Raw genomic sequence first — 26,371 nt, 5'->3', positions numbered from 1 at the left:
TCACAAAGCTAACGAAACCCGCTAGCTTTGCGCAGGGACAACCCGCCCACGGCGCTCCGACGCTGGTCACCATGACCACCACCGTCATCGCCCTGACCCTGATCGTCGGCGTGCTGACCTTCGCCGCCGGCGCCTTCCTGGCCTCGGAGATCGCCGTCCGCGTGCTGCGCCGCCGCGAAAAGCTCGTCTCGGAAGAACGCAAGAAGCTCAACGCCGCCTGGAGCTACCTGCGGGAAGTCTACGGCGTCAAGAAACCGACCAAGCGTTAGAGCGGGGTGACGTACGCGCCGGAGATGCCGCCGTCGACCAGGAACTGGGACGCCGTGATGAAGCTGGCGTCGTCGCTGGCCAGGAAGGCGACCGCGGCCGCGATCTCCTCCGGCTCGGCGAACCGGCCGACCGGCACGTGCACCAGCCGCCGCGCCGCGCGTTCGGGGTCCTTGGCGAACAGCTCCTTGAGCAGTGGGGTGTTCACCGGCCCCGGGCACAGCGCGTTGACGCGGATGTTCTCCCGCGCGAACTGCACCCCGAGCTCGCGGCTCATGGCGAGCACGCCACCCTTGGACGCGGTGTAGGAGATCTGCGAGGTCGCCGCGCCCATCACCGCCACGAACGACGCCGTGTTGATGATCGAGCCCTTGCCCTGGCGCTGCATGTGCGGCAGGACGGCCTTGCAGCAGTGGTACACCGACGTCAGGTTGACCCGCTGCACCCGCTCCCACGCCTCGATGCCGGTGGTGAGGATGGAGTCGTCCTCCGGCGGCGAGATGCCGGCGTTGTTGAAGGCGACGTCGACCGAGCCGAACTGCTCGACCGTGCTGTGGAACAGGTTCTCGACCTGCTCGGCGTCGGTGACGTCGGTCTGGATGAACGCGCCGCCGATCTCGTCGGCCGCGGCTTTGCCCGAATCCGGCGTCAGGTCCCCGATGACGACCTTCGCGCCTTCGCTCGCCAGACGGCGGGCCGAGGCGAGCCCGATGCCGCTCGCGCCGCCGGTGATGACCGCGACGCGGCCTTCGAAACGCTGGACCATTACTCCTCCGTGCTCAGAAAGACGTTCTTGGTTTCGGTGAACGCCGCGGCGGCGTCCGGGCCGAGCTCGCGGCCGAGGCCGGACTGCTTGAAGCCGCCGAACGGCGTCCAGTAGCGCACCGAAGAGTGCGAGTTCACCGAGAGGTTGCCGGCTTCGACGCCACGCGCGACCCGGAACGCGCGGCCGGCGTCGCGGGTCCAGATCGACCCGGACAGGCCGTACTCGGTCGCGTTGGCCATCCGGATCGCGTCGGCTTCCTCCGCGAACGGCACGACGGCGACGACCGGGCCGAAGACCTCCTCCGCCGCGACCGGGTGCCGCAGGTCCGGCGGGGTGAGGACGGTCGGCGGGAACCAGAAGCCGCGGCCCGCGGGGGCGGTGCCGCGGAACGCGACGGGCGCGTCGTCCGGCACGTAGGAGGCGACCTTCTCCCGGTGCGCGGCCGAGATCAGCGGCCCCATCTCGGTCTTCTCGTCGCCGGGGTCGCCGACGACGACGCCGTGCACCGCGGGTTCGAGCAGCTCCATGAACCGGTCGTACGCGCTCGCCTGCACCAGGATGAGCGAGCGGGCGCAGCAGTCCTGGCCGGCGTTGTCGAAGACGCCGTAGGGCGCGGTCGCCGCGGCTTTTTCCAGGTCGGAGTCGGCGAAGACGATGTTGGCGTTCTTGCCGCCCAGCTCCAGCGTCACGCGCTTCACCTGCGCCGCGCAGCCCGCCATGATCTGCTTGCCGACCTCGGTCGAGCCGGTGAACACGACCTTCCGCACGGCCGGGTGCTCGACGAACCGCTGCCCGACCACGGACCCCTTGCCGGGCAGCACCTGGAAGACGTCCTCCGGGATGCCCGCCTCGCGCGCCAGCTCGGCCAGCCGGATCGCGGTCAGCGGCGTCAGCTCGGCCGGTTTGAGGACGACGGTGTTCCCGGCGGCGAGCGCGGGCGCGAACCCCCAGCCGGCGATCGGCATCGGGAAGTTCCACGGCACGATCACGCCGACCACGCCCAGGGGCTCCTGGAAGGTGACGTTGATGCCGCCCGGCACCGGGATCTGCTTGCCGATCAGGCGTTCCGGCGCGGCCGAGTAGTAGTTGAGGACGTCGCGGACGTTGCCCGCCTCCCAACGGGCGTTGCCGATCGTGTGCCCGGAGTTTTCGACCTCCAGCCGCGCGAGGTGCTCGATGTCGGCCTCGACGGCGTCGGCGAAGCGGCGCAGCAGCCGGGCGCGGTCGCCGGGGGCGACGTCGCGCCACGCCGGGAACGCCGCGTGCGCGCGGGCGATCGCCGCGTCGGTCTCTTCGGCGCTGGTCAGCGGGACCGTCCGCACCACCTCCTCGGTGGCGGGGTTGAGGACGTCGAAACTGCTGGTCATTCCCTCTCCTTGCTCGCTTCGACGAGCGCTTGGAACAGCCGGATGTCGTCGCTGTCCTGCTCGGGGTGCCACTGGACGCCCATGGTGAATTCGCCCGGCACCTCCGCGGCTTCGATCGTGCCGTCGGCCGACCACCCGACGGCCTGCATGCCGGTGCCGAGCCGGTCGATCGCCTGGTGGTGGTAGCACAGGGTCTTGGTTTCGGGCCCGAGGATCGCCGCGGCCCGGCTGCCTTCGGCGAGCGTGACCGTGCCCCGGCCGAACGTCGCGGGCGCGGGCTGGTGCTCCGTGGTGCGCGCGCTCTCGGGCAGGTGCTGGACCAGCGTGCCGCCGAGGGCGACGCTCATCACCTGCAGGCCGCGGCACACGCCGAGGACCGGCTTGCCCGCCTTGCGCGCGGCTGCGAACAGGCCGAACTCGAACACGTCCCGCTCCGGCCGGACGTAGGTGGCCGGGTGCGGCTCCTGCCCGTAGCGGGCGGGCTCGACGTCGGCGCCGCCGGTGAGCACCAAGCCGTCCACAGTGGACACGAGCCGCTCGTACCCGTCGGACACCGGCGGGAGCAGCACCGGGAGGCCGCCCGCCGCGACCACGCAGTCGACGTAGACCCGGTGCAGCAGCACGGCTTCGGTTTCCCAGACGCCGAACTTCGCCGGTTCGAGGTAGCCGGTGAGGCCGATGACGGGCTTGCCTCGGTTCATGTCAGAGGCGCTCGAAGCCACGGACGAGCTCCCAGTCGGTGACGGCGGCGTTGTAGGCGTCGATCTCGACCTTCGCCGCGTTCAGGTAGTGGTCGACGACGTCGTCGCCGAAGGCCGCGCGCGCCAGGCCGCTGCCGGCCAGGGCCGCGGCGGCCTCGGGCAGGGTGGCCGGCACGGTGTCCCGGTCGGAGTTGTAGGCGTTGCCGGTGAACGGCTCTTCGAGCTCCAGCTCGTTCTCGATGCCGTGGAGCCCGGCGGCGACGAGCGCGGCGACGGCGAGGTACGGGTTGACGTCCCCGCCCGGCACCCGGTTCTCGACGCGCAGCGACTCGCCGTGCCCGACGACGCGCAGGGCACACGTGCGGTTGTCGGTGCCCCACGCGATCGCGGTCGGGGCGAAGCTGCCCGGCACGAACCGCTTGTAGGAGTTGACGTTCGGTGCGAGGAAGTAGGTCAGCTCGTGCAGCGCGGCCAGCTGGCCGGCGAGGAAGTGCTCCATCAGCTTCGAGAAGCCGTGCTCGCCGTCGCCCGCCAGGACGGCCCGGCCCTCGGTGGAGCGCAGGCTGATGTGGATGTGGCAGGAGTTGCCCTCGCGCTCGTTGTACTTCGCCATGAAGGTGAGGCTCTTGCCCTCCTGCGCGGCGATCTCCTTGGCGCCGTTCTTGTAGACGCTGTGGTTGTCGCACGTGCTCAGGGCGTCGGTGTAGCGGAAGGCGATCTCCTGCTGGCCGGGGTTGCACTCGCCCTTGGCCGACTCCGGGTAGAGCCCGGCGCCCGCCATGTCGTTGCGGATGCGGCGCAGCAGCGGCTCCAGCCGAGCGGTGCCGAGCATCGAGTAGTCGACGTTGTACTGGTTGGCGGGCTTGAGGCCGTGGTAGCGCTTGTCCCACGCGGCCTCGTAGGTGTCGTCGAAGACGATGAACTCGAGCTCGGTGCCGACGAAGGCGGCGAGCCCGCGTTCGGCGAGGCGGTCGAGCTGCCGGCGCAGGATCTGGCGCGGCGACACCGAGACCGGGCCGCCCTGCACGCGCTCGACGTCGGCGAGGACGAGCGCGGTGCCCTCCTGCCACGGGATCTCGCGCAGTGTCTCGAGGTCGGGGCGCAGCACGAAGTCGCCGTAGCCGCTGTCCCAGGAGGAGAGCGCGTACCCGCCGACGGTGTTCATGTCGACGTCGACGGCGAGCAGGTAGTTGCAGGCCTCGGTGGCGTGGCCGACGACCTCGTCCAGGAAGTACTCGGCCGAGCAGCGCTTGCCCTGCAGCCTGCCCTGCATGTCGGTGAGCGCGACGAGCACGGTGTCGACCGTGCCCGCGTCCACGCGCGCCCGGAGTTCGTCGAGCGTGAGCATGCCTCGCCTGCGTGCCATCCGTCGCCCCAAAGGTTTGGTATGAATCCTTTGCCGGTCCTTCCTACCCGGTCACCCGAGCTGGGTCAACCCGAAATAAGGTATCTTTTTGTACCATTGGAGCGGCGGTCGGATTGTCCGGCTTGCCCGGCTGAGAAGAGTCTGTGAATTCGCTCGTCCGGGAGGAAAAGGGGGTCCCCGCACGTTGAAGGGGACAAGAGAGGTGAGATCGATGACCACAGCATTCACGCAGCAGACCACGATCGGACAGCAGCAGGCCCGGCCCCAGCTGCCGACCCTGCCCACCGGCTGGCCGATCGGTTCGTACGAGTCCTACGAGCAGGCACAGCGGGCGGTCGACCACCTCGCGGGCACCGACTTCCCCGTCACCGACGTCACGATCGTGGGCGTGGAGCCGATGCTCGTCGAGCGGGTCGCGGGCAAGATGACGTGGGGCAAGGTCCTCGGCAGCGCGGCGACGTCCGGTGCGCTGTTCGGCCTGTTCCTCGGCCTGATGCTCAGCCTGCTGAACCCGGGCGCCGGCCTGGTCCCGATCGTGATCGGCCTCGTCGCCGGTCTCGGGTTCAACCTGCTCTTCGGCGCGCTGGGCTACGCGGCGAACCGGAACAAGCGCGGGTTCGTCTCGCAGAGCCAGCTGGTGGCCCGCCGCTACGACGTCCTGTCCCAGCCGCGCAACGCCGAGAAGGGCCGCGCCCTGCTGGCGGACCTCGCGGCGCGCAGCGCGTTCGGTCACTGACGGTTCTTCACCGAGAAGGCCGCCTCCCCCGGGAGGCGGCCTTCGTCGTGCCTGGGGACAACTCCGCCGGCTGCCCCGGAACTGTCGGTGCCCGCCGGTAGCGTGGAAAACGGGGGCTGCTCAGGTGCCCGACCACACGGCCGAGATCCCCGCCGGCTCGGGAGTCTCCGCCGGACGGCCCGCGCGCAGCAGCTTGCCGCGGGTCCCGCTCAAGTCCCGGACGACACCGTCGGCACGTCCGGCACCCCCGCCGTCTCGGGAGCTTCCGCCGGACGGCCCGCGCGGAGCAGCTTCCCCCACCGCGCCCGGTCGTACCGCGCCGGTGGCGTTGTCGCCAGGAACTCCCGCAGGATCTCCAGGAACCGCTCCGGGTCCGCCCGGTGCGGGAAGTGGCCCGCGCCCTCGAAGAGGACCAGCCTGCTGCCCGGCATCGCCCGGTGCGCACGCAGCGCGTGGCCGCTCGGCACCACCCGGTCCTCCGTGCCCCAGATCAGCAGCGTCGGGATGCCCTCGGTCAGGTAGCACCGATCCAGCATGTTGACCACCTGCCCACGCCAGTCGACGACCGAGCGCAGCGTCCGCAGGAACGCCGAGCGCGTGCCCGGCTCGACCAGCCGCGCGTACCGGGTCAGCACGTAGTCGAGATCGGCGTCGTCGAAGAGCCGCAGCAGCCCGGCGAACCCGCGCAGCGCCGCCACCGCGGGCGGCGTCCCCAGCAGCGGCAGCACCAGCCCCGCCCCCGGTGCCGCGGCCAGCCGCAGCAGCGGGTGGACGCCCGCCCCGACCCCACCCGAGCCGACCAGCACGAGCCGTTCGCACCGTTCCGGGAACTGGTAGGCGAACTGCATCGCAACCCCGCCGCCGAGCGAGTGCCCGACCACCGTCACCCGGTCGACGTCGAGGGTGGTCAGCAGGTCGCGCATGCCGCACGCGTAGGCCGCGACCGAGTAGTCCGCGCGCGGCTTGGCCGAAGAGCCGTGGCCGAGCAGGTCGGGCGCGATCACCGTGAAATCGGCCGACAGCGACGCCAGCAGGTCCAGCCAGGTCGACGAGTCGTCGCCGATGCCGTGCAGGAAGAGCAGGGCCGGCCCGCTTCCGGCCATCCGGTAGGCGCGCTCGTACCCGTGGACGACCCGGGTGTGCGGGGCGAGACTGTCCGTGCGTGGCGTCACCCGCCCAGCTCAGCACGCTCACGTTCGCCCGGCGTTTCGGGCGCGTTCGGAACGGGTGAACGCGCCCGAGCGGCCCCGGCCGCTTACCTGGTCGGTGTCGGTGTCGGTGTCGGTGTCGGCGTCGGTGACGTCGACGGCGTGGTGGTCGCGGCCGGCACCGTCACCTTCGGGATCGCGGCGCTGAACGGCACGCCGGCGAGCTCGCGGCAGGCGCCGCGGTAGCCGTTGTAGCCGTTGTAATTGCCCCGGTCGTCCGTGACCCCCTGCTCGATCTTCGGCCGGGGGAACCGGTTGTCCTCGCCGAGCTTGCGCGTGCCGCCGGTCGCGGGTTCGCAGGCGTAGCGGGTCAGCGTGAGCGGCCTGCCCTCTTCGTCGTACAGGTAGACCTCGGTCAGCGGCTTGCCCTCGGCGTCGAAGGCGTAGACGTTCTCGACCTCACGGCCGCCGTAGGTCAGCTGGTCGTTGCCGTAGTGGTCGACCGAAGACGGGGAGTACGACGTCGGGCCCGAGTAGGCGGTCCCGCGGGAGACCAGGTCGATCGCGACGCTGAACCCGCCGAGGGCACCACCGATGACGAACGCCGAGATCGGCACCGCCATCCACAGCAGCCGCCGGTCGGTGCGGACCCGCGGGCCCGCCCACAGCGCCCCGACGGCCCCGAGGACCAGGAGCGGCAGCAGCAGCACCGCACTCCGGTGCCGCAGCATGAGCAGCAGCCCGAACGAGACCAGCACGACGGCGCACACCACCCACCACGCCGGCTTGAGCGAACCGGCGTAGCGCAGGAACTTGCCGGTGTCCTGCTGCTCGCGTCCCTTCGCCATCGTGGCACGCAGCCACCCCACCTCGGGCAGCGCCAGCACCGGCTCGACCCCGCCGCGCAGCAGCAGCGTCAGGCTGACGAAGAAGACCGGCGCGAACAGGAGCAGGCCGCCGAAGGCGTCGAGGCTGCGGGAGACGGTGGCGCTGAACGCGAGCAGGGCGAGCCCCAGCGAGCAGAACACCAGGCCCCACAACGCGATCCGCGGCTTCACCAGGCCGGTCCCGGCCGTCGCGAGCACCTGCGTGCCGCCCTCCCCCGGCGCCGGGTACCCGCCGGACGCGCGCAGTTCGGCGGCGTAGCTCTCCGGCGAGCCGAGCCGTTCGATCAGGGCCTCGACGCGGGCGCCCTCCCCCAGTTCGGCCTCCAATTCGGCCAGGTGCGGGCGGACGTCCTCGAGGATCTCTTCGATCTCGCTCGCGGGCAGGTCGGCGAGCGCGGTCCGGACCCGCGCCAGATACACCCGCACGGCGGTCGGCTTGTCGCTCATGCTGCCTCTCCCAAAAGCGCGTTCATCGTCGATGCGAAGCTCTGCCACGTCTTGCCGGACTCCGCCAGCCGGACCCGGCCCGGTTCGTTCAGGCTGTAGTACTTGCGGTGCGGTCCCTCTTCGCTGGGTACCACGTACGAAGTCAGCAGGCCGGCCTTGTAGAGCCTGCGCAACGTCCCGTACACCGACGCGTCCCCCACCTCGTCCAGGCCGGCGGCCCGGAGTCTTCTCAGTACGTCGTACCCGTAGCCGTCTTCGTCGCGGAGCACCGCGAGAACGGCGAGATCGAGCACGCCCTTGAGCAGCTGACTGATCTCCACTGCACCCTCCAGTCTTACGCTTGGGAAGGTACCACGCATAGCGCAGTAGTGTGCACGGCGGAGGGCCATCGGCGTGGCGGTGCGATCTACTTCGTCCATGGACGTGGTCAAGACGGACTTCCAGCTGCTGGACGAGCGGTTCGCGCGCGTCAACGGCGACGAGTGGACGCAGCGCCTGCACACGGGCTGCCGCTGGACGGAGGGTCCGGCGTACTTCCCGGCCGGCCGCTACCTGGTGTTCAGCGACATCCCGAACGACCGCACGCTGCGCTGGGACGAGACGACGGGCCGGGTCGGCGTGTTCCGTCAGCCGTCCCGGTACGCGAACGGCCACACGGTGGACCGCCAGGGCCGGTTGATCAGCTGCGAGCAGGGTCCGCGCCGCGTGACGCGCACCGAGCACGACGGCTCGATCACGGTGCTGGCGTCGGAGTACCGGGGGAAGCGGCTGAACAGCCCGAACGACGTCGTCGAGCACTCGGACGGGTCAATCTGGTTCACCGACCCGAGTTACGGGATCGACAGCGATTACGAGGGGTACCGAGCCGAGAGCGAGATCGGCGCCTGCCACGTGTACCGCGCGGCCCCGGACGGCTCGGTGACGATCGTCGCGGACGACTTCAGCCGGCCGAACGGGCTGGCGTTTTCGGCGGACGAATCGCGGTTGTACATCGCGGACACGCGCCAGGACCCGAGCCACATCAGGGTGTTTTCCGTGGCGGGCAACGGAAAGCTCACGGGCGGCGAGATCTTCGCAACGAGCGACAGCGGCGGCTTCGACGGCGTGCGGGTGGACAGCGAGGGCCAGGTCTGGGCGGCGGCCCACGACGGTCTGCACTGTTTCGCTTCGGACGGAACGAGGATCGGCAAGCTGCGGATCCCGGAGGTGTGTTCGAACTTCACGTTCGGCGGCGCACGGGGGAACGAGCTGTTCATCACGGCTTCGAGCTCGCTGTACACCTTGAGGGTGACGGTGAACGGCGCCCGCTACCCGCGCTGAGGCCGCTGGGGAGACGGCGGGGGAACGCCGGGTGCGCCGTCGGCAGTGGTCTGGGCGCCGCGGCGAGCCGGGCGCCGCAGGCAGCGGGTCCGGACGCCGCAGCGAGCCGGGCGCCGCAGGCAGTGGTCCGAGCGCCACAGCGAGCCGGGCGCCGCAGGCAGCGGGTCCGAGCGCCGCGGCGACGAGCCGGGCGCCGGGGCGAGCCGTTCGCGGTGGCTAGCCGGGCGTGGCCGCCTCCACCCGCTCCACCACCGCGTCGCGGCGGCGCCAGGCCCGGCTCACCTGGACCAGCCAAGCCGCCTCGGTGGCCACGTCCGCTGCCGTGTCCGGTTCCGCCGGGTGGTCGGGTTCGCGGGCGAAGCGGCGGCCCGCGCGGCCCGCCTCGATCGCCGCTGCCAGGGTTACCGCTTCCACCGTCGCCGCCACCTCGGCCTCGCGGACTCCCGCCCGGCGCGCCGCCGCCTCCGCCCGGGCCGGGAGGTCCGGGTCGAAGTGGGCTCGCAGCGCCAGGTGGCCGTCGCGGATTTCGATGACCCTGCGGTACAGCGCGAACTCCGCGCCGCCCGCCAGTTTGCGGCCCGGGTCGAGGGCGATGCCCGGGACCGCCGTGCGCAACGCCGTCCACAGCGGCTCGATGCGGCGGTACGCCCGGTACGCCCGGACCCGGCCGACCACCGACGACACCGCCGGTGACCACGCGCTGAGCGTGGCCCCCGCCGCCACGAAGACGATCGTCACGGCCGCGAGCACCGAGGACGGCAGGTCCTCGCGGGCGCCGATCCGCCCCGTCCGGGCCAGCTGCACGACGTCGTCGACGTCCCAGAACGTCCACGCCGCCGCCGCGCCCACGCCGACGACCAGCAACCACAGGCCGGCGCGCAGCGGTCCCGGCTCCGCGTGCCACGCGCTGCGGACGAACACCGCGAGCAGCAGGCCGAGGCTGATCAGGCTGTACACCAGGAACAGCACCTTGTCGCCCACGGCGAACGGCAGGGCGGCGTCCGAAAAGATCGTGTCGTCGCCCACGCGCCGCGGTTCGGAAAGCGCGAAGCACGCCGCGAGCAGCACCATCGTCGCCGCGGTGAACAGCGCGTGCGGGGCGAGCCGGGCGCCGTCGCCGCGCCACACCGACTGCGTGAAGGCGACCGCGAACCCGATCGCGCCCAGCTTCAGCTCGTCGCCGGCCAGGTTCAGGACCCACTCGGCCACCGGGCCCGGGCCGGCCAGTGCCGACATCGCCGGCGTCAGCACGAGGATGCCGGCGGCGATGCAGGTGCCGAAGCCGGCGAGGAACCACATCGTGCGCACCGGCTGGCTGCGGCGTGCCTCGATCAGCTTGTACCCGAACCCGGCGAAGCCCGCCGTGCAGAGGTAGTAGGCGAGGGTTTCGATCACGGCGCGCGGCGGCCGAACAAGGAATCGAAGCGCCGCACGCCTTCCGGGACGCCGGGCGCGGGGTCGCGCGGCTCCGCGGGCCGGACGACTCGTTGGGCGAGCAGGCTCGCGACGAGCTCGGCTTCGCGCTCCTCGACCTCCGAGTAGGTGGTGCGCCCGAGCACGCGCCGGACGAGCTCGGGCGAGAGGTTCGGCATGAGCTGCCGTCCGGCCGCGGCATCGATGGCGACGCCGTCGGCACCGGCGTCGGCGCCGACGTGGCCGCACAGCAGGTGCCCGACCTCGTGCAGCAGGATGTGCCGCCGGTGCAGCGCGGTCGTGTCGGTCGGGTAGAGGATGTAGTCGGCGCGTTCGGTGCTCATCAGCAACCCGCACGGCGCGCCTTGGGGCGCGCTGACCGGCATGAGTTCGATGGGCCGCCCGCGCTCGGCGGCCAGGCCCGCGACGAAGTCCTCGGCGTCGAACGGTTCGGGCAGGCTCACGCCATCGGCGACCTGACGGGCCCGCCGCCACAGCGAGCGGGCCGGTTGCCGCCGCCACCCTGGTCGCGCCACCCTCAGCCCTCCTTCACCACGCCGCGGACGGTTCCAGCCGGATCAACGCGGCAGAGCGCCCGTGGTTGCGCGGCCGTCGAACAATCCGACGCGCGGACGCGGAAGACGGTGCCCCGCAGGCGGCCCGGCGGCCGGAACGACGATTGGCGACGATACCCGGCGCACCCGGGCCACGGCCCGCGGAGGTGAGATGCGGCTCCTCCGCGGCCGCGAACCGGCAACGGCGACTCACGGCGGCGAGGGCGAGCGGCCAGGGGCGATGCCACGCGAGCACGCCCGCCCGCACCAGCAACACACGGCAACACTCCCCTCGCGGCAGTCGGACGCGATGCCACCCGAGCACGCCCGCGCCACGACTTCCCGCAGCCTCGGGTGGACGCCGAGACGATGTCCGGTCCGCCGGCTGCGAAAACCGCTGCCCTCAGCTCTCCTTCTTCGGGCCGCCGCGGCCGGCCTCCCTCCGGGCGATCGCGTCGATCATGTCGCTGATCGTGTCCAGGCCGTCCGAGGACAACGTCACCGCGCGCAACGCCAGATCCCGGACCCCCGCGTCGCGCAGGGCGCCCAGCAGGGCCAGCTCCTCCGCGATCTTCCGGCTCTGCTCGTCGTCGAAGAAGTACGCCGGGGGGACTCCGAAGAACTGCGCCAGTGCCTCGAGGTGCCGCTTGGTCGGGTTGTCGCGGCGGCCCGTGCGCAGCTGCCACAGGTACGTCGTCGAAAAGCTCTCGCCCGTCGCTTCGCGGCAGGCCTTGGCGACCTCTTCGTTGCTGTACGGCTCCCGATCGGGCCTGCGGACCACGTGGAACAGCCGGTCGATCTTGTCGGCCAGCGTCGACTTTCCGGGCTCCTTGACCACGATGCACTCCCTCAGCTACCAGGCGTATTCATCCTAGCTGAAAGGTGAACCCCCTTTATCAACCCGAGTTCGCCCTCGGCCGCGGCTGGCACCGCGGGCACGAGAACGACGACCGGTTCATGAACGGCTCCCGCCGGATCGCCGTGCCGCACCGGTGGCACGGCATCCCTTCCTGGCCGTACGCGTCCAGCGACCGGTCGAAGTACCCCGATTGCCCGTTGACGTTCACGTACAGCGCATCGAACGACGTGCCGCCCGCGCCCAGCGCCGCGTTCATCACGTCCGACGCCGCGGACAGCAGTTCGCGGCCCTTCGCCATGGTCAGCTTTTCGGTCGGCCGAGCCCAGTGCAGGCGGGCGCGCCACAAGGCTTCGTCCGCGTAGATGTTGCCGATGCCCGACACGAGCGTCTGGTCGAGCAGCGCCCGCTTGACCTCGGTGCGCCGCGACCGCAGCGCGCGCACCGCCGCGTCGAGGTCGAACTCCGGGTCCATCGGGTCGCGGGCGATGTGCGCGATCGTGTCCGGGAGCAGGACCTCGCTGCCGATATCACTGAGGTCGTCGAGCGCCAGGCCGCCGAACGTCCGCTGGTCGACGAACCGCAGCTCCGGCCCGTCGTCCTCGAAGCGCAGGCGCACCCGCAGGTGCTTCTCGTCGGGCGCGCCCTCCGGCTGGACGAGCATCTGCCCGCTCATGCCGAGGTGGGCCAGCAGCGCTTCCTTGTCGGACAGCTCCAGCCACAGGTACTTGCCCCGGCGCCGCGCCGCCTCGACGCGGGTGCCGGCGAGCCGCTGCGTGAAGTCCTCCGCGCCCAGGGCGTGCCGGCGGATGGCGCGCGGGTGCAGGACCTCCGCCTCGCGGATGGTCCGCCCCGCGACGTGCACCTGCAGGCCCAGGCGGACGACTTCGACCTCGGGAAGTTCGGGCATACGGCCATTGTGCCCGGCGGGTACGACACTTTTTGACCGACGCCGCCCGACGCCGCCGCTACGGAGCGCTGGGGCCGACGTCCGCCTTCGTCAGCGGGACCCGCGTCGCGCCCGTCGCGAAGTACTCGTCGGCGCCGACGTCGTAAGCACCGCCGCGTGCCTGCAGGTCGAAGTCCTTCGCGGCGAACGGGTACGAGCCCACGCCCGCGTCGATCGCCGGGCTGCCCGAAGCCAGCCGGTACAGCCCCGCCGCGTCCTTGACCAGCTTCGGATCCACCGACCGGGACGGGATCCCCGCGGTGCCGCCGGAGGTGATGTTGCCTTCGTACTTGACCGTCGACCCGCTCGGCAGCGTCACGAGCGTTCCCGACGTCCCCTCGACGATGTTGTCCGCGACCACGCAGTCCTTCGGCTTGAAGTTCCCGCCGTCGCCGTCGATGACACTGCTGGACCCGATCACCGTGTTGTAGGCGACGGTGTCACGGTCCGGGCGGTCGTGCAGCTTGCTCGTGGGACCGCTGTCGGCTTCGTCGCCGGAACCGAACACGATCGCCCGCCCGCCGGAGTTCGCCACGTAGTTGTTGACGATCTTGTGGTCGTTGCCGTGGAACCGGATGCCGGAGCCGAACAGCACATTGCCCTCGACGGTGCTGCGGTTGCCGTGGCGCAGCACGATGTAGCCCCTGCTGTCCCGGATCGTGTTGTACCGCACCACGTTGTCGGACGACTTGACGGAAATCGCTTCGCTGTCGCCGTCGGCCTTCTCGAACAGGTTGTTCTCGATCAGCGCGTTGGCCGTGTACGACTGGTGGTCGCTGAGGCCCAGCCTGATCGACTCACCACCGTTGGAACCGCTGAACTGGTGGTTGTAGAAGTAGTTGTGGTGCACGTGAACGCGCTTCGCCATGGCGCCGGACGGCCCGAGGATCTGCAGGAACACGCCCTGGCTGGTGCGGTTCTGGAAGACGTTGCGGTCGACCACGGTGTCGTCGCCGCTGACCGTCACCCAGTTGCCGTCCGCGGTGAGCTGGAAGTCGTTGCGGGTCAGCCGGTTGTTCGACGCGCCGGCCGGGACGCTCAGCTTTGCACTGCCCCGGAACTTGAAGCCGCGCAGCACCACGTTGGAGACGCCGCTCGCGAAGGCGAACGTCTTCGAGCCGGTGATGGTCGCCTGGCCGGTGTGCTCCGCGGCGACGGTCACGGGCGCGGTGGACGTGCCGGACCGCTTGATCGACAGCGTCGAGCCCGCGGAGTAGGAGCCGTCGGCCAGCACGATCGTGTCGCCGGGGTTCGCTTTGTCCATTGCGGACTGCAGCGCCGCCAGCGAAGTGACGCGGACCTGCGCGGCCGAGGCCGCCGGTCCGGGCACGACGACGAGCGCCGCGGCGATCAAGGGGACGAAGAACAGACGCATCCGCCAAACCTCTCAGTGAGCTTCGGGCGGCGGATGTCCACACGCTACTGAGCGTTCCGGGAAAGCGTCAACCGGAGTTCCCGCTGATCAGGACTCCGGTTCGGCCTTCTTCTGCGCCTCGACTTCGGCGGACAGCGAGCGCCAGGCCGTCTCGGCGGCCTTCTGCTCGGCTTCCTTCTTCGTCGACCCGGCACCGTGGCCGAGGGGACGGCCCGCGACGAGCACCGTGGCCGTGAACTCCTTGCGGTGGTCCGGTCCGGTGTCCTCGACCTTGTACTCGGGCACGCCGAGACCGGCCGACGCGGTCAGCTCCTGCAGGCTCGTCTTCCAGTCGAGCCCGGCCCCGCGCAGCGGCGCTTCGGCGAGCAGGCCGTCGAAGAGGTGGTGCACGAGCTTGCGCGCGATCTCGATGCCGTGTTCGAGGTACACGGCCCCGATCACCGCCTCCAGCCCGTCGGCGAGGATGCTCGCCTTGTCCCGGCCGCCGGTGAGCTCCTCGCCCTTGCCGAGCAGCAGGTGCGCACCGAGGCCGCCCTCGCCGAGCCCGCGCGCCACCCGCGCCAGTGCGTGCATGTTGACGACGCTGGCGCGGAGCTTCGCGAGCTGGCCTTCGGGCAGGTCGGGATGCGTGTTGTAGAGGTGATCGGTGACGACGAGGCCGAGCACGGCGTCACCGAGGAATTCCAGCCGCTCGTTCGGCGGCAGCCCCCCGTTTTCGTACGCGTACGAACGGTGGGTCAGCGACAGCCGGAGCAGCTCGGGGTCGAGGATGACCCCGAGCGCTTCGAGCAACGGCGCCGGATCGGCTGGTGGTCCCCCGGGCGTCTTGCCCCCCATATCGGCTACCCGATCAGGCGGGCTCGACGACCTGGCGGCCGTTGTGCTGGCCGCACGACGGGCACGCGATGTGCTGGAGCTTCGGCTGCTTGCAGGCGCGGTTGGAGCAGGGCACCAGCTGCACCGGAGCCGCCTTCCACTGGCTGCGGCGGGAGCGCGTGTTGGATCGCGACATCTTCCGCTTCGGGACGGCCACGAGTAGATCTCCTTATGACGGTCTGCTCGCGGTGCGAGCGAACTTTCTCACCGGATCGAGCTGGACGCTCGTCTGGCTTGCTCTTGTTCAGCTGGGCCCGGGCTTTTCGCCCGCATTTTCGTCGAAGCGCTCGACCAGTGCGGCCCACCGAGGGTCTATCTTCTCATGCCCGTGTCCGGGCTCGAGATCGGCCCACTTGACGCCGCACTCGATGCAGAGCCCGGCGCAGTCTTCGGTGCACAGCGGCGCCAGCGGCAAGGCCAGCACGACGGCGTCGCGGACGATGGGCTCGAGGTCGATCCGGTCGTCGATCAGCCGGGGGATCTCGTCCTCGTCCGTGGTCTCCTCGGTGGCCGACCCCGGGTAGGCGAACAGCTCCTGGACCTCGACCTCGACCTCTTCGGTCAGCGGGTCGAGGCAGCGGGCGCAGGTGCCCTTCGCCAGGGCTTTCGCGGTACCGCTGACGAGGACGCCTTCGACGACGGACTCGAGGAGCAGGTCGAGTTCCAGCTCGGAGCCGGCTTCGATGGTGATGACATCGGGGACGCCGAGCGGCGTCTCCACCGGCACGCTGCGCTGGAGGGCGCGGCTGAGGCCGGCGTGACGGCCGAGCTCACGGGTGTCGATCACCCACGGGCTGCGGTCGTCGAGCTGGGGGGTCTTGTTCTCGGACATCCAGTCCAGGGTACGCACCGGTCGCCACCGGTTTTGAGCTGGGACGGCGTACCAGGGCCGGGTGACGGGTCCGAGGGTCGCCCCTGGAGGGTCCCGAATGACTCATTCGGGACCTCGGACGTCCCGAATGAGTCATTCGCGACGTCCGGAGCGAGCGGCAGCAGCCGGCTGAGAAGCTCGTCACACCTGGTAGTCGTAGAGGGTCGGCCGGCCGCCCGAGCTCGGCAGGTTCGCCGGCGAACGCAGGTGGTTGCGGCCCGAATCGACCGTCCGCAGCGTGGTCGCCAGCAGCTCCGAGAACTCCGCCAGCTTGCCGTCCACGTACGCGTCGCAGTCCGCTCGCTGGCGGTCCGCCTCCGCGTGGGCCTCGTCCACGATGCGGGCCGATTCCGCGTGGGCCGCCTGGACCACCTCGGTCTGGGCCACCAGGCGCGCCTGCTCGGCGCGGCCGTCTTCGATGGCCCGGTCGTACGCGTCGCGGCCGGCCTGGATCATGCGCTCGGACTCGGCGCGGGAGCGGTCCGTGAGGTTCTGGTACTCCGCCTGGCCCGCCGCCACCGTGCGGTCGGCCTGGTCGTGCGCGTCGGCGAGCATCTGCTCCGCCCGGGCCCGCGCGTCGGCGAGGATGCGCTCCGCCTCGTCCGTCGCGTCGGCGATCGCGCGCTCGGCCTCGGCGTTCGCGCCCGCCACCGTCTCGCCCGCTTCCTTGCGGGCCGCGTGGATCAGGTCGTCGCGCTTGTCGAGGACGTCCTGGGCGTCGTCGATCTCCGCCGGCAGTGCGTCGCGGACGTCGTCGAGGAGCTCGAGCACATCACCCCGGGGCACGACGCAGCTGGCCGTCATCGGGACGCCGCGCGCCTCCTCGACGATCGTGACGAGCTCGTCGAGCGCCTCGAAAACCCGGTACACGGCAACTCCAATCCCCTGTCGCTGTGTCCAGTCTGCCCGCATCGGGCGCCGAAGCGGTGAAGGTCCACGGCGCCGGGCGTGTCCCCCTCGGCCACGCCCGGCGCCGAAGTCGCTAGCGCAGCACGAAGGCCGGATCGGTGATCACCTTCGTGACCTGCTCCTCGCTCAGCGGGTAGCGCAGGCCGCCGGTCAGGATCACCGTCGAACCGTCGGGGCGGTAGAGGAACCCGTTGATGCCGACGCGCACGAAGGTGCCGTTCCCGTCCTTGTACCCGAGTTCGGAGAGCACCAGGACACCGCCGCCGGGCAGCGGGAGCCTGACGCAGTGCGGAGTCTGGTCCGGCCAGGTGCACAGCCCGTCGATCGGGACGACCTCCCGGGCGGCACGCGCTCCGCGCACGGTCAGCTGGAAGGTGCTGGGCCGTCCGCCCGCGTCGACGAACTCGGCCGTCACGCTCATCCGCGCCGGCCCGGTGCTGTCGGCGGACGACCGGCCCAGGATCAGGTCGTGGACGCCGGGCAGCGCCCGGGTGACGGCTTCGGCGAGCGCCAGGCGGATCCGGGACTGCTCGGCGAGGGACGGCACGGGCGCCGCCGCGGGCACCACCGGTTCGCGCACCGTGGTCGGGAACAGCGCGGCCAGAGCCGCGACGGCCGTGAGGAGCACCGTGGCGGACCGCCGCCGGGCGTGCCGCGCGGCGCGGTCGGCGACCTCGTCCGGGTCGAAGCCGAGCGGCGGTTCCGGGACGTCCACCTCGCGCAGGCGGGTTTCGAGTTCGGGCATCACGCGCTCCTCTCCGCACTGTGCTCGAGCACGCCCCGGAGGGTCTCGAGCCCGCGGGCGGCCTGGCTCCGGACGGTTCCCTCCGAGCAGCGCAGCACCTCCGCGACCTCCGCCGCCGGGAGGCCGGCGCAGTAGCGGAGGACGACGGCGGCGCGCTGCTTCGGCGGAACCTCGGCGAGGGCGCGCAGGAGCGGGTCGGAAATCCCGGCCTCGGGCGAGGAAGTGGGCTGGTCCGGCACGACGCCGTCACGGCGTTCGCGCCGCCGCCACGGCCGCCGGGATTCGTCGAGCCAGCAGCGCAGCAGGACCTGCCGGGCGTAGTTGTCGACGGGCCCGCGCCGGGTGATCTTCGGCCAGACCCGGTACAGCTTGAGCAGGGCGTTCTGGACCAGGTCCTCCGCGAGGTGCCAGTCGCCGCACAGCAGGTACGCCGTCCGTCTCAGCGTCAAAGCCCGCGCTCGGGCGAACTCCCGGAAGTCCGCGTCGTCCGCAGCCCGCATCGCGCCTCCTCGTCCTCGTTCCGGTGTATCTCACGGACGAGGGGGCGCGGCGCGTTGCACGGATCAGGAATTCAGGTCGATCCGCTTGAAGGTGGCGTAGTGGTCGGGCGTGTAGGCCAGCTCGCCCGCCTTGCCGGAGATCACGCGGTCGTTCGTGCCGACGGCGAAGAGCTTGTAGTAGCCGGACGCGCAGGCCGGGAGCACGCCTTCGCGGTTCTCGTAGGTCGTGCCCGCCGAGGTGCCGTTCCGGACGTCGTCGACGACCGTGCGGGCCGCCGACGACAGCTGCGAGTAGCCGATCTTCGCCAGGCCCGAGAGGTCACCGCAGGCGTGCGTCGTACCGCCGCCGATGTCGATGACCTTGAAGGTGGCGTAGTGGTCGCCGGTGTAGAAGTACTCGCCGGCGCTGCCGGTCACGATGCGGCGCGTGCCGCGGGTGCTCGAGCCCGGTGTGGGCACCGTGTACTCGTGGTAGTAGCCCGACGCGCAGGCCGGGAGGACGCCTTCGCGGTTGTCGAAGACGACGCCGTCGTTCTTCGGGTACGGGAACGGCCCGTCCGTCTGGATCAGGTGGTACGTCGTCGTCGCTTCGGGCGGCAGCGCCGAGAGCGTCGTGTGCGAGTAGCCGGAGAGGTTCCCGCAGGCGTTCTGCGCGACGACGGCGGGGGAAGCCGCGGAGGCGGCGGTGACCCCGGCGAACAGCGTGGCGAGGAGCGCGAAGAGGACCGCGACCAGGCGTGATCGGTAGTTGGCCATTTTCGGACCGTAACTCGATCGGATGATCGTCGGGAGACGTCGACGTGAACTCCCGCACCACCGCGCCCAAGTACCGACGAACGGACGGGGCCGAACGACGGGAACCGGACACCCGGGGTCCGATGTGGACTCGGTGGCGGGTCAGCGCCCGAGCTTGGGGAACTTCTCCGACAGCCGCTCGTAGACGATCGCCGGCACGAGGTGCTCGATGTCGCCGCCGAGCGCGGCGACCTCCTTGACCAGCGAGCTGGACACGAAGCCGTACGCCGGGTTGTTGGCCATCAGCAGCGTCTCGACGCCGGTGAGCTCGCGGTTCATCTGCGCCATCTGCAGCTCGTAGTCGAAGTCGCTGACCGAGCGCAGGCCCTTGGCGACCGCCGCGATGTCGTGGTCGCGGCAGTAGTCGACCAGCAGGCCCTCCCAGGAGTCGACCCGCACGTTCGGCAGCTTCGCGGTGATTTCGCGGAGCATGTCGAGCCGTTCGGAGACCTCGAACAGCCCCTTCTTCGTCCGGTTCACCCCCACCGCGACGACGACCTCGTCGAACAGCACGCTCGCCCGTTCGATGATGTCGAGGTGGCCGTTGGTGGCCGGGTCGTAGGAACCGGGACAGACCGCACGCCGCATGGCGCGGACGCTACCGTGCCGGACCCGGTCTCCGCCGCGTGGCTCACGCCACAGCCGTGTACTCCGCCCAGAAGACGGCCGTGTCGCCGTACTTCTTCGCGCGCGCCTGCTCGAAGCCCGGCGGCCAGTCCGGCTCGCCGTCACGGGCTGCGCGCTCGATCACCACCAGGGCCGACGACCCCAGCCAGCCGCCCGCGGCCAGCGCCGCCAGGACGGAGCCGAGCGCCGCCGCGTCCACGGCGTACGGCGGGTCGGCGAGCACGAGGTCGAACGAGGCGGGCGCGGGCGCCGCGACCACCGCCTCGACCTGCCCGGCCCGGACCGTGCCGCCCAGCCCCAGCGCCGCGACGTTGCCGCGCAGGACCTCCACCGCGCGCCGGTCGGACTCCACGAACAGCGCGTCCGCCGCGCCGCGGGAGAGGGCTTCCAGGCCGAGCGCGCCGGACCCGGCGTAGAGGTCGAGGACGCGGGCGCCGTCCAGCTCGCCGGCCGTCCCGAGGGCGTTGAACAGGGCTTCCCGCACGCGTTCCGACGTCGGCCGGGTGCCCTTCGGCGGCACCTTCAGCCGCCGCCCGCCCGCCGTCCCGGCCACGATCCTGGTCACCCCCCGATTGTGCAGTGCCCTGCGGGGCCGCGCCCCGCACCCCACGCCGGGGGCTCCGCCACCCGGACCCCCGCAAGCGCCTGGGGACGGCACGCGGCGCGGATGACCGGGACACGGGTGTCCCCGCCCGGGCCACCGCGTAGAGTCGTTCTTCGCCCTCGGAGGCGATCCCAAAAGCTGTCAAGGAGCCATGCGTGTCCGAACCTCGGGTCAGACGGGCCGAGATCGCCATCGAACAAGCCCACGTCGATCGCGTTTACACCCGTCTGGACGAACTGAAGGCCCAGGCCGAGGCGATGCGTACGAAGGGCTACGAGATCGGCCAGGGAGCGCAGCGCGAGGCGATCTTCGAGCAGGCGTCGATGCTGTTCGAGCGCGACATGATGGTCCACCACGCCAACCAGACGCTGCAGACGCTCGACGCGGAGTACGAAGGCCTCGTCTTCGGCAGGCTCGACGACCGCGAGGGGGAACGCACCTACGTCGGCCGGCTCGGCATCCGCGACGCCGAGTTCGACAACCTCGTCACGGACTGGCGCGCGCCGGCCGCGGCGGCGTTCTACCAGGCCACGGCCGAGGAGCCGATGGACGTCGTGCGGCGGCGCGTGATCCGCTGCTCGGGCCAGAACGTCCTCGACGTCGACGACGACGTCCTGATCGCCGACGCCGTCCCCGAAGACATGCAGATCGTCGGCGAGGGCGCGCTGATGGCCGCGCTGGGCCGCTCGCGCGGCGAGAAGATGCGCGACATCGTCGCGACCATCCAGAAGGAGCAGGACGAGGTCATCCGGGCGCCGTGGCGGGGCGTCACCGAGATCACCGGCGGCCCGGGCACCGGCAAGACCGCGGTCGCGCTGCACCGCGCCGCCTACCTGCTCTACCGCTACCGCCGTCAGCTCGGCGGGGCCGGGGTGCTGGTCATCGGGCCGTCGGGCGTGTTCACCAGCTACATCTCGCGGGTCCTCCCCTCCATGGGTGAAACGAACGTCGAACTGCGCGCGCTCGGCGAAGTCCTCGACGGGCTGGAGGCGACGCGGCAGGACGCGGCGCCGCTCGCCGCGGTCAAGGGGTCGCTGCGGATGCGGAAGGTGCTGCTGCGCGCGCTGCGCGACACGCCGCCGGAAGCGCCGGAGGAGATGCGGATCGTCTACCGCGGCGAGGTGCTGAAGCTGAACGCGCGCGAGCTGGAGAAGGTCCGCCGCAAGGCCCACACGCAGGGCGCGCCGCCGAACCGGTCGCGGATCCGGGCCGCCGAGATGCTGCTGGACGCCCTCGCCGCGAAGGCCGAGGAGCACGCGAAGGACGACGGCAGGCAGCTCGACCGCGCCGAGCTGATCACCGACCTGGGCGAGCGGATCGACTTCCACCGCTTCCTCGTCGTGTGGTGGCCGGTGCTGTACCCGGCGCAGATCCTCAAGTGGCTGGCCGACGAAAAGCGGCTGGCCTCGGCGGCGAAGGGCGTCCTGAACCGCCAGGAGATCTCGATGCTGGCCGCGGACTTCGCGGACCGGTCGCGGGGCTGGTCGATCGCGGACGTGGCGCTGCTGGACGAGCTGCGCGTCCTGATCGGGCCGGAGCCGAAGCGCAAGCGGCGCCAGGTGATCGAGGTCGAGCTGCAGCGCTCGGGCGGCGCGCCGACGCGGCCGGAGCACTACGACGAGTACTCGCACGTGGTCGTCGACGAGTCGCAGGACCTTTCACCGATGCAGTGGCGGATGGTGGGCCGTCGCGGCAAGTACGCGAGCTGGACGGTGGTCGGCGACCCGGTGCAGAGCTCGTGGCCGGACCCGGCGGAGGCGGCTTCGGCGCGGGACCAGGCGTTCGGCGTCAAGACGGCCCGGCGCCGGTTCACGCTGCGCACGAACTACCGGAACTCGGCGGAGATCTTCGACCTGGCGGCGAAGGTGGTGGCCGGGCACGCGGAGTCCGGTGAGCTGCCGGTGGCGGTCCGCCGCACCGGCGTGGAGCCGGAGGTCCGCCCGGTGGAGGCGGCCGGCCTGGCCGCGGCGACGCAGGCGGCGGTGAAGGAACTGCTGGGCGCGGTCGAGGGCACGGTCGGCGTCATCACGGCGATGGACCGGGTGCCGGAGGTCGCGGGCTGGCTGCCGGGGCTGGCGGACGAGCGGCTGAAGGTCGTGGGCAGCCTGGATTCGAAGGGCCTGGAGTACGACGCGGTGGTGCTGGTGGAGCCGGTCGACCTGATCACCGAATCGACGACCGGCCGCCGGGTGCTGTACGTGGCGCTGACCCGCGCGACGCAGCAGCTGATCGTGCTGGCCTCGAACCCGGACTGGATCCCGGCCGCCTGAGCCCGGGCGCCTGATTCGGGGCGCGAGACGCTGAAGGGCCCCTTCGCGGGGCGGGAGGCGGGTTCCCGTGCCCTCGAAGGAGCCCTTCAGACCCCCGGTGAAACGAACGTCGTCGGACGAGCGCGTCCAAGGGCATGTCTAGCCGATCCGGGTTGTTCGGTGTCCGCGCTCACCCACCGAACAACAACGCCGAACAACAACGCGCGCCGATCAGGGGCAGGGTGGGGCGTAATCGAGGTCCGGGAAGCTTTCGCTCCACTCGGCCGGGGTGATCCGGGGTGACACCGCCGCGCAGATCCGCTCGGCCGCCCGGTCCGGATCGGCTTCCCAGAACCGTACGGTCCCGTCGCCGCTCGCCCCGGCGAGGGTGTGGCCGTCCGGGGCGTACTGCGCGGCGTAGACGCGGTCGCGCTGCTCGGGCAGCACCGCGTACGGCTTCGCCGTCGCGACGTCCCACAGCCGGATCGTCCGGTCGTAGCTGCCGGACGCCAGCGTCCGGCCGTCACCGCTGAAGGACACCGACATGACCAGGTCGGCGTGGCCGTCCAGCACTTCCGGGGGCGGCACGTGCGCCGGGTCCGTGACGTCCCACAGGCGCACCATGCGGTCGGCGCTGCCGGTCGCGACGTGCTTTCCGTCGGGACTGTAGGCGATCGAGAAGATCGTGTCGGTGTGCCCCGTCAGCTTCGCGAGCGGCCGCGGGGCGCGGGGCGACGAGATGTCCCACAGCCGCGCGGTGTGGTCCCAGCCGGCGGTGGCGAGCGTGCGGCCGTCGGGGCTGAAGGCGATCGCGTGGACGTCGTCGGTGTGGCCTTCGAGCTTCGCGATCTCCACCGGCCGGGTGCGGTCGGCGAGGTCCCAGAGCCGGGCCGTGTGGCCGTCGCCCGCGGTGGCGAGCAGCCGGCCGTCCGGGCTGAAGACGACCGCGTCGACGTCGTCGTGGAGCCGGTTGAACACCACCGGCGGCCCGGGCGCGGCCGGGTCGGTGATGTCCCGCAGCGTCATCGTGTGGTCCCAGCTGCCGGTGGCCAGGGTCCGGCCGTCCGGGCTGACGGCGACGCCGCAGACCGCGTCGCCGAACCCGCCGATCGTGGCCGAGGTCCGTGGAGCGCGGGGGTCGGTGCGGTCGTGCAGCCGCACCGTCTGGTCGTAGCCGCCGGAAACCAGCAGCTTGCCCGCGGGGCCGAAAGCGAGGTGGCAGGCCTGGGCCGGGTGCGCGGGGATGGCCGGGCCGGGCAGGTCCCAGAGCCGCACGGACTGGTCGTCGCTGGCGGTGGCGAGCGTCCGGCCGTCGGGGGTGAACACCGCGGAGACGACCGCGCCGATGTGCCCGGGCAGCGACTGCAGTTCCCGTGGCTGCCGCGGGTCGGCGACGTCCCACAGCCGGGCCGTGCGGTCGAAGCCGGTGGTGGCGAGCGTGCGCCCGTCGGCGGTGAACGCCACCGAGCGCACGATCGCCTTGTGCGTGGTGAGCGAGGACAGCGGCGCCGGGTGGGCCGGGTCGGCGATGTCCCACAGCCGCGCGGTCTGGTCCTGGCTCGCGGTGGCGAGGACGGGCGCGCCGGGGCTGAACGCGACCGAGTGCACGACGTCGGTGTGCCCGGCCGCGACGCCGAGCTGGCTGCGCGAAGCGACGTCCCAGACGCGCGCGGTCTTGTCGGCCGACGCGGAGGCGAGCAGCCGGCCGTCGCCGCTGAAGGCGAGGTTGTTGACGTAGGAAGTGTGTCCGGTCAGCTCCCCCGCCGGCCGCGGGTGGGCGGTGTCGGTGGTGTCGTAGAGTCGGATCGTGCCCTTGACGTCGGCGGTCGCGAGCAGCGGCGCGGTCGGGCTGAACGCCACGGCGTAGGCCTTGCCCTCGTGCCGCTCGATCGTGGTGCCGGGCCCCGGCCGCGCCGGGTCGGAGACGTCCCAGACGCGGACGGTGCCGTCGAAGCCCGCGGTGGCGACGGTCCGGCCGTCGGAGGCGAAGGCGACGTTGTTCACGTTGCCGTCGTGCCCGGCGAGCACGCCGAGCGGCACCGGGTGGTGCGGGTCGTGGACGTCCCAGAGCCGGGCCGTGCCGTCCCAGCTGGCCGTGGCGATGACCCGCCCGTCCGGGCGGAGGGTGACGGTGTTGACCCGGCCGGTGTGCCCGGTGAGCCGGGTCGCGTACGGCGTGCCGAACATGCCGAGCAGGCCGCTGCGCTCGTCCGCCCCGGGATCCAGCCGGTACGCGGCGAGCGCGAGCTGCGCGGCCAGCGCGGGGTTGGTGGCGCGCATGGCCAGCGCCTGGCCGGCGACCTTCTGGGCGAGCGCGTCGTTGCGCTGCTCGGTGGCCGTCGACTCGGCGCGCACGGCGTAGGCGGTGGCAGCCACCGCGAAGACCAGCAGCACGGCGAGCAGCGCGACCAGCTGGCGCAGTTTCCTGGTCTGTGCGGCGGCCCGGGTCGCCTCGGCGTGTTCGACGGCGAGGCTCGCGTCGAGGAACCGCCGTTCGCGCCGCGACAGCGCGAAGTCCTGGCGCGCGGCCCATTCCCGCGCGATGGCCAGCCGGGTGCCGCGGTAGAGCCAGCCGGGATCCTCGTCGACGGACTCCCAGGCGCCGGTCGCCTCGGTGAGCTGCCGGTGGACGCGCAGCCCTTCGCGGTCTTCGGTGAGCCACTCGCGCAGCCGCGGCCAGCCGCGGATGAGGGCTTCGTGGGCGATCTCGATGCCGGTGTCGTCGAGGGTGACCAGCCGGGCCGCGGCCAGCTCGCCGAGGACGACGGCGGTGTCGGTGTCGTCGGTGTCGTCGGCGTCGAGCTCGGCGCGGGAGATGCGCCGCTTGGTGTCTTCGGTGCCCTCGCCGAGCGCGGTCATGCGGAGGAAGATCTGCCGCGCCAGCCGCTGCTGCCGCGGGGAAAGCTTCGCGAAGGTGCCTTCGGACGTCTGCGCGATGGCCCGCTCGATGCCGCCGGTCGACTCGTACCCGGCGAGGGTCAGCGTGGTGCCGCGGCGGCGCCGCCAGGTTTCCAGCAGCGCGTGCGAAAGCAGCGGCAGCACGCCGGGCTGGCCGGTGGCATCGGCGACGAGCCGGGAGACCAGGGCGTTCTCGACGCGGTACCCGGTGTCGACGGCGGGCCGCGAGATCGCCTGCCGGAGCTCCTCGGTCGTCATCGGGCCGACCAGGACCTGGGCGTCCTGCATGGCCTCGGCGAGCTCGGCGTGCCGCGCGCAGTGGGTGTAGAAGTCGGTGCGGATGCCGAGGACGACCCGGGTCCGGCTGCCGGGTTCGGTGGTCGCGCTGACGAGCGCGTCGAGGAAGCGGTCCCGCTCCTGGTCGTCCTGGCAGAGGGTGAAGACCTCTTCGAACTGGTCGACGACCAGCACCAGGTCTTCTTCCCCGCTCTCGGCCAGCTGACGCGCGGAGAGGCCGAGGTTGCGCGGGTGCGCGGCGAAGTCGTCGAGCAGGGCCCCGGGCGCGAGGCCGAGCGCGGCGGCGAACTTGACCGCGCACTCCTGCAGCGGGCGGTGCCCGGGGGTGAGCAGCACGGCCGGCCCCTTCACCGAAGGCAGCAGCCCGGCCCGCAGCAGGGACGACTTCCCCGAACCGGACGCGCCGAGGACGGCGAGAAAACGCTGTCTCCCCAGGCGTTCGACAAGGTTTTCGACGAGTCGTTCCCGGCCGAAGAATCGCCCTGAGTCGGCGGGTGTGAAAGCGGCCAGCCCGACGTACGGCGGAATCTCGCCGGGTTCGGAGTCCGGCGGTGAATCGGCACGCACCGCGCGTGACTCTTCGGCGACGGCGTGCCAGCGTTCCTCCCATTCGCCCGGCACCCCGCCACAGGCCCGTACGTAGGCCAGGGTGACCGCCAAGCTGGGGAGTTTCCGCCCGCCGGCGGCTTCCGAGAGCGTCCCCGCCGAGTAGTGCGCACGCCGCCCGAGCTCGCGGTAGGTCGGATTTCCGGCGCTCTCGCGCAACCGCCGGAGATCGGCGGCGAATTCGATCAGCAGATCGTCCCCCGGATCCAAGGGTCGCTCGGGACGCGGCACCCGGTCCTCCC

Annotated in this window: 26 protein-coding genes; 4 read left to right on the top strand and 22 right to left on the bottom strand. The window is 71.8% G+C overall.

The features are described from left to right. The first annotated feature begins 71 nt into the window (after positions 1 to 71). Complete coding sequence (locus ISP_RS09695; RefSeq protein WP_013223705.1) at positions 72 to 269, top strand: hypothetical protein; 198 nt, start codon at positions 72 to 74, stop codon at positions 267 to 269. Here ISP_RS09695 and ISP_RS09690 read toward each other — a convergent pair. The 4 genes from ISP_RS09690 to ISP_RS09675 are packed head-to-tail and all read right to left on the bottom strand — an operon-like array spanning position 266 to position 4,467. Next, a complete protein-coding gene (locus ISP_RS09690; protein ID WP_013223704.1) occupies positions 266 to 1,033 on the bottom strand; it encodes a 3-oxoacyl-ACP reductase in 768 nt (255 codons plus the stop codon). The genes ISP_RS09695 and ISP_RS09690 overlap by 4 nt on opposite strands. After that, complete coding sequence (locus ISP_RS09685) at positions 1,033 to 2,400, bottom strand: aldehyde dehydrogenase family protein (RefSeq protein ID WP_037374781.1); 1,368 nt, start codon at positions 2,398 to 2,400, stop codon at positions 1,033 to 1,035. Before ISP_RS09685 ends, ISP_RS09690 begins: the two co-directional genes overlap by 1 nt. Continuing rightward, positions 2,397 to 3,101: a gamma-glutamyl-gamma-aminobutyrate hydrolase family protein gene (locus tag ISP_RS09680; protein WP_013223702.1), complete on the bottom strand. Its 705-nt coding sequence runs from the start codon at positions 3,099 to 3,101 to the stop codon at positions 2,397 to 2,399. The genes ISP_RS09685 and ISP_RS09680 overlap by 4 nt, the downstream gene beginning before the upstream one ends. A gap of 1 nt (position 3,102) precedes the next feature. Next, on the bottom strand, positions 3,103 to 4,467 hold the full coding sequence (locus tag ISP_RS09675) for a glutamine synthetase family protein (protein ID WP_200876257.1): 1,365 nt from the start codon (positions 4,465 to 4,467) through the stop codon (positions 3,103 to 3,105). A gap of 211 nt (positions 4,468 to 4,678) precedes the next feature. Here ISP_RS09675 and ISP_RS09670 point away from each other — a divergent pair, with 211 nt between their 5' ends. Next, positions 4,679 to 5,203, top strand: coding sequence for a YflT domain-containing protein (locus ISP_RS09670; RefSeq protein WP_013223700.1), 525 nt, complete (start codon positions 4,679 to 4,681; stop codon positions 5,201 to 5,203). Positions 5,204 to 5,412: 209 nt separating this feature from the next. On the opposite strand, the gene ISP_RS09665 is transcribed toward ISP_RS09670, so the two are convergent. The 3 genes from ISP_RS09665 to ISP_RS09655 form a co-directional block, all read right to left on the bottom strand. Next, a complete protein-coding gene (locus ISP_RS09665) occupies positions 5,413 to 6,375 on the bottom strand; it encodes an alpha/beta fold hydrolase (protein WP_013223699.1) in 963 nt (320 codons plus the stop codon). An 83-nt stretch (positions 6,376 to 6,458) separates the two neighbouring features. Continuing rightward, complete coding sequence (locus tag ISP_RS09660; RefSeq protein WP_013223698.1) at positions 6,459 to 7,685, bottom strand: DUF1700 domain-containing protein; 1,227 nt, start codon at positions 7,683 to 7,685, stop codon at positions 6,459 to 6,461. Further along, on the bottom strand, positions 7,682 to 8,005 hold the full coding sequence (locus tag ISP_RS09655) for a PadR family transcriptional regulator (protein ID WP_013223697.1): 324 nt from the start codon (positions 8,003 to 8,005) through the stop codon (positions 7,682 to 7,684). Before ISP_RS09655 ends, ISP_RS09660 begins: the two co-directional genes overlap by 4 nt. A gap of 97 nt (positions 8,006 to 8,102) precedes the next feature. On the opposite strand from ISP_RS09655, the gene ISP_RS09650 reads away from it, so the two are divergent. Beyond that, positions 8,103 to 9,005 (top strand): SMP-30/gluconolactonase/LRE family protein, encoded by a 903-nt coding sequence (locus ISP_RS09650; protein WP_013223696.1) that lies wholly within the window; start codon positions 8,103 to 8,105, stop codon positions 9,003 to 9,005. 216 nt (positions 9,006 to 9,221) lie between these two features. On the opposite strand, the gene ISP_RS09645 is transcribed toward ISP_RS09650, so the two are convergent. From ISP_RS09645 to rsmD, 14 genes are all read right to left on the bottom strand, one after another. After that, on the bottom strand, positions 9,222 to 10,400 hold the full coding sequence (locus tag ISP_RS09645; protein ID WP_013223695.1) for an MAB_1171c family putative transporter: 1,179 nt from the start codon (positions 10,398 to 10,400) through the stop codon (positions 9,222 to 9,224). Further along, entirely contained in the window at positions 10,397 to 10,882 is a 486-nt protein-coding gene (locus ISP_RS09640) for a hypothetical protein (protein ID WP_013223694.1), read from the bottom strand. Before ISP_RS09640 ends, ISP_RS09645 begins: the two co-directional genes overlap by 4 nt. A 493-nt stretch (positions 10,883 to 11,375) precedes the next feature. Further along, complete coding sequence (locus ISP_RS09635; protein ID WP_013223693.1) at positions 11,376 to 11,810, bottom strand: helix-turn-helix domain-containing protein; 435 nt, start codon at positions 11,808 to 11,810, stop codon at positions 11,376 to 11,378. Positions 11,811 to 11,868: 58 nt separating this feature from the next. Continuing rightward, the gene (mutM, locus tag ISP_RS09630) at positions 11,869 to 12,738 is read right to left on the bottom strand and encodes a bifunctional DNA-formamidopyrimidine glycosylase/DNA-(apurinic or apyrimidinic site) lyase (RefSeq protein ID WP_013223692.1); all 870 of its coding nucleotides are present in this window, start codon (positions 12,736 to 12,738) and stop codon (positions 11,869 to 11,871) included. 58 nt (positions 12,739 to 12,796) lie between these two features. Then, complete coding sequence (locus ISP_RS09625; protein WP_013223691.1) at positions 12,797 to 14,152, bottom strand: polysaccharide lyase 6 family protein; 1,356 nt, start codon at positions 14,150 to 14,152, stop codon at positions 12,797 to 12,799. An 87-nt stretch (positions 14,153 to 14,239) separates the two neighbouring features. After that, a complete protein-coding gene (gene rnc / locus ISP_RS09620; RefSeq protein WP_176742189.1) occupies positions 14,240 to 14,989 on the bottom strand; it encodes a ribonuclease III in 750 nt (249 codons plus the stop codon). A gap of 13 nt (positions 14,990 to 15,002) precedes the next feature. Then, the gene (gene rpmF, locus ISP_RS09615; protein WP_013223689.1) at positions 15,003 to 15,185 is read right to left on the bottom strand and encodes a 50S ribosomal protein L32; all 183 of its coding nucleotides are present in this window, start codon (positions 15,183 to 15,185) and stop codon (positions 15,003 to 15,005) included. Positions 15,186 to 15,272: 87 nt separating this feature from the next. Further along, entirely contained in the window at positions 15,273 to 15,860 is a 588-nt protein-coding gene (locus tag ISP_RS09610) for a YceD family protein (RefSeq protein ID WP_034284376.1), read from the bottom strand. Between the two features lie 180 nt (positions 15,861 to 16,040). Further along, on the bottom strand, positions 16,041 to 16,769 hold the full coding sequence (locus ISP_RS09605; protein WP_013223687.1) for a DivIVA domain-containing protein: 729 nt from the start codon (positions 16,767 to 16,769) through the stop codon (positions 16,041 to 16,043). Positions 16,770 to 16,881: 112 nt separating this feature from the next. After that, the gene (locus ISP_RS09600) at positions 16,882 to 17,553 is read right to left on the bottom strand and encodes a hypothetical protein (protein WP_013223686.1); all 672 of its coding nucleotides are present in this window, start codon (positions 17,551 to 17,553) and stop codon (positions 16,882 to 16,884) included. Further along, positions 17,553 to 18,053 carry a SigE family RNA polymerase sigma factor gene (locus ISP_RS09595; protein ID WP_013223685.1) on the bottom strand — a complete coding sequence of 167 codons (501 nt, stop codon included), beginning with the start codon at positions 18,051 to 18,053 and terminating at the stop codon, positions 17,553 to 17,555. The genes ISP_RS09600 and ISP_RS09595 overlap by 1 nt, the downstream gene beginning before the upstream one ends. Before the next feature lie 63 nt (positions 18,054 to 18,116). Next, positions 18,117 to 18,809, bottom strand: coding sequence for a ribonuclease domain-containing protein (locus ISP_RS09590; protein WP_013223684.1), 693 nt, complete (start codon positions 18,807 to 18,809; stop codon positions 18,117 to 18,119). 141 nt (positions 18,810 to 18,950) lie between these two features. Then, positions 18,951 to 19,436 carry a pantetheine-phosphate adenylyltransferase gene (gene coaD / locus ISP_RS09585; RefSeq protein ID WP_013223683.1) on the bottom strand — a complete coding sequence of 162 codons (486 nt, stop codon included), beginning with the start codon at positions 19,434 to 19,436 and terminating at the stop codon, positions 18,951 to 18,953. 43 nt (positions 19,437 to 19,479) lie between these two features. Further along, a complete protein-coding gene (gene rsmD / locus ISP_RS09580; RefSeq protein WP_014466716.1) occupies positions 19,480 to 20,040 on the bottom strand; it encodes a 16S rRNA (guanine(966)-N(2))-methyltransferase RsmD in 561 nt (186 codons plus the stop codon). A gap of 194 nt (positions 20,041 to 20,234) precedes the next feature. Here rsmD and ISP_RS09575 point away from each other — a divergent pair, with 194 nt between their 5' ends. Beyond that, positions 20,235 to 22,349 carry a HelD family protein gene (locus tag ISP_RS09575; protein ID WP_013223681.1) on the top strand — a complete coding sequence of 705 codons (2,115 nt, stop codon included), beginning with the start codon at positions 20,235 to 20,237 and terminating at the stop codon, positions 22,347 to 22,349. Between the two features lie 210 nt (positions 22,350 to 22,559). Here the strand turns inward: ISP_RS09575 and ISP_RS09570 are convergent, their stop codons facing one another. Then, positions 22,560 to 26,360: an nSTAND1 domain-containing NTPase gene (locus tag ISP_RS09570; protein WP_434088663.1), complete on the bottom strand. Its 3,801-nt coding sequence runs from the start codon at positions 26,358 to 26,360 to the stop codon at positions 22,560 to 22,562. Between the last annotated feature and the right edge of the window lie 11 nt (positions 26,361 to 26,371).

The sequence above is a fragment of the Amycolatopsis mediterranei genome (assembly GCF_026017845.1).
In the GTDB taxonomy this organism is placed as follows: domain Bacteria; phylum Actinomycetota; class Actinomycetes; order Mycobacteriales; family Pseudonocardiaceae; genus Amycolatopsis; species Amycolatopsis mediterranei.
Note: the sequence above shows the minus strand (reverse complement) of the source record. Positions and strands in the feature narration are given on the sequence as shown.

Coding starts and splice junctions, on each gene's coding strand:
- ISP_RS09690 (WP_013223704.1), bottom strand. CDS start 1,033: ATGGTCCAGCGTTTCGAAGGCCGCGTCGCGGTCATCACCGGCGGCGCG.
- ISP_RS09685 (WP_037374781.1), bottom strand. CDS start 2,400: ATGACCAGCAGTTTCGACGTCCTCAACCCCGCCACCGAGGAGGTGGTG.
- coaD (WP_013223683.1), bottom strand. CDS start 19,436: ATGCGGCGTGCGGTCTGTCCCGGTTCCTACGACCCGGCCACCAACGGC.
- mutM (WP_013223692.1), bottom strand. CDS start 12,738: ATGCCCGAACTTCCCGAGGTCGAAGTCGTCCGCCTGGGCCTGCAGGTG.
- ISP_RS09695 (WP_013223705.1), top strand. CDS start 72: ATGACCACCACCGTCATCGCCCTGACCCTGATCGTCGGCGTGCTGACC.
- ISP_RS09670 (WP_013223700.1), top strand. CDS start 4,679: ATGACCACAGCATTCACGCAGCAGACCACGATCGGACAGCAGCAGGCC.
- ISP_RS09590 (WP_013223684.1), bottom strand. CDS start 18,809: ATGGCCAACTACCGATCACGCCTGGTCGCGGTCCTCTTCGCGCTCCTC.
- ISP_RS09680 (WP_013223702.1), bottom strand. CDS start 3,101: ATGAACCGAGGCAAGCCCGTCATCGGCCTCACCGGCTACCTCGAACCG.
- ISP_RS09595 (WP_013223685.1), bottom strand. CDS start 18,053: ATGCGGGCTGCGGACGACGCGGACTTCCGGGAGTTCGCCCGAGCGCGG.
- ISP_RS09650 (WP_013223696.1), top strand. CDS start 8,103: ATGGACGTGGTCAAGACGGACTTCCAGCTGCTGGACGAGCGGTTCGCG.
- ISP_RS09610 (WP_034284376.1), bottom strand. CDS start 15,860: ATGTCCGAGAACAAGACCCCCCAGCTCGACGACCGCAGCCCGTGGGTG.
- ISP_RS09600 (WP_013223686.1), bottom strand. CDS start 17,553: ATGCCCGAACTCGAAACCCGCCTGCGCGAGGTGGACGTCCCGGAACCG.
- rnc (WP_176742189.1), bottom strand. CDS start 14,989: ATGGGGGGCAAGACGCCCGGGGGACCACCAGCCGATCCGGCGCCGTTG.
- ISP_RS09660 (WP_013223698.1), bottom strand. CDS start 7,685: ATGAGCGACAAGCCGACCGCCGTGCGGGTGTATCTGGCGCGGGTCCGG.
- ISP_RS09675 (WP_200876257.1), bottom strand. CDS start 4,467: ATGGCACGCAGGCGAGGCATGCTCACGCTCGACGAACTCCGGGCGCGC.
- ISP_RS09625 (WP_013223691.1), bottom strand. CDS start 14,152: ATGCGTCTGTTCTTCGTCCCCTTGATCGCCGCGGCGCTCGTCGTCGTG.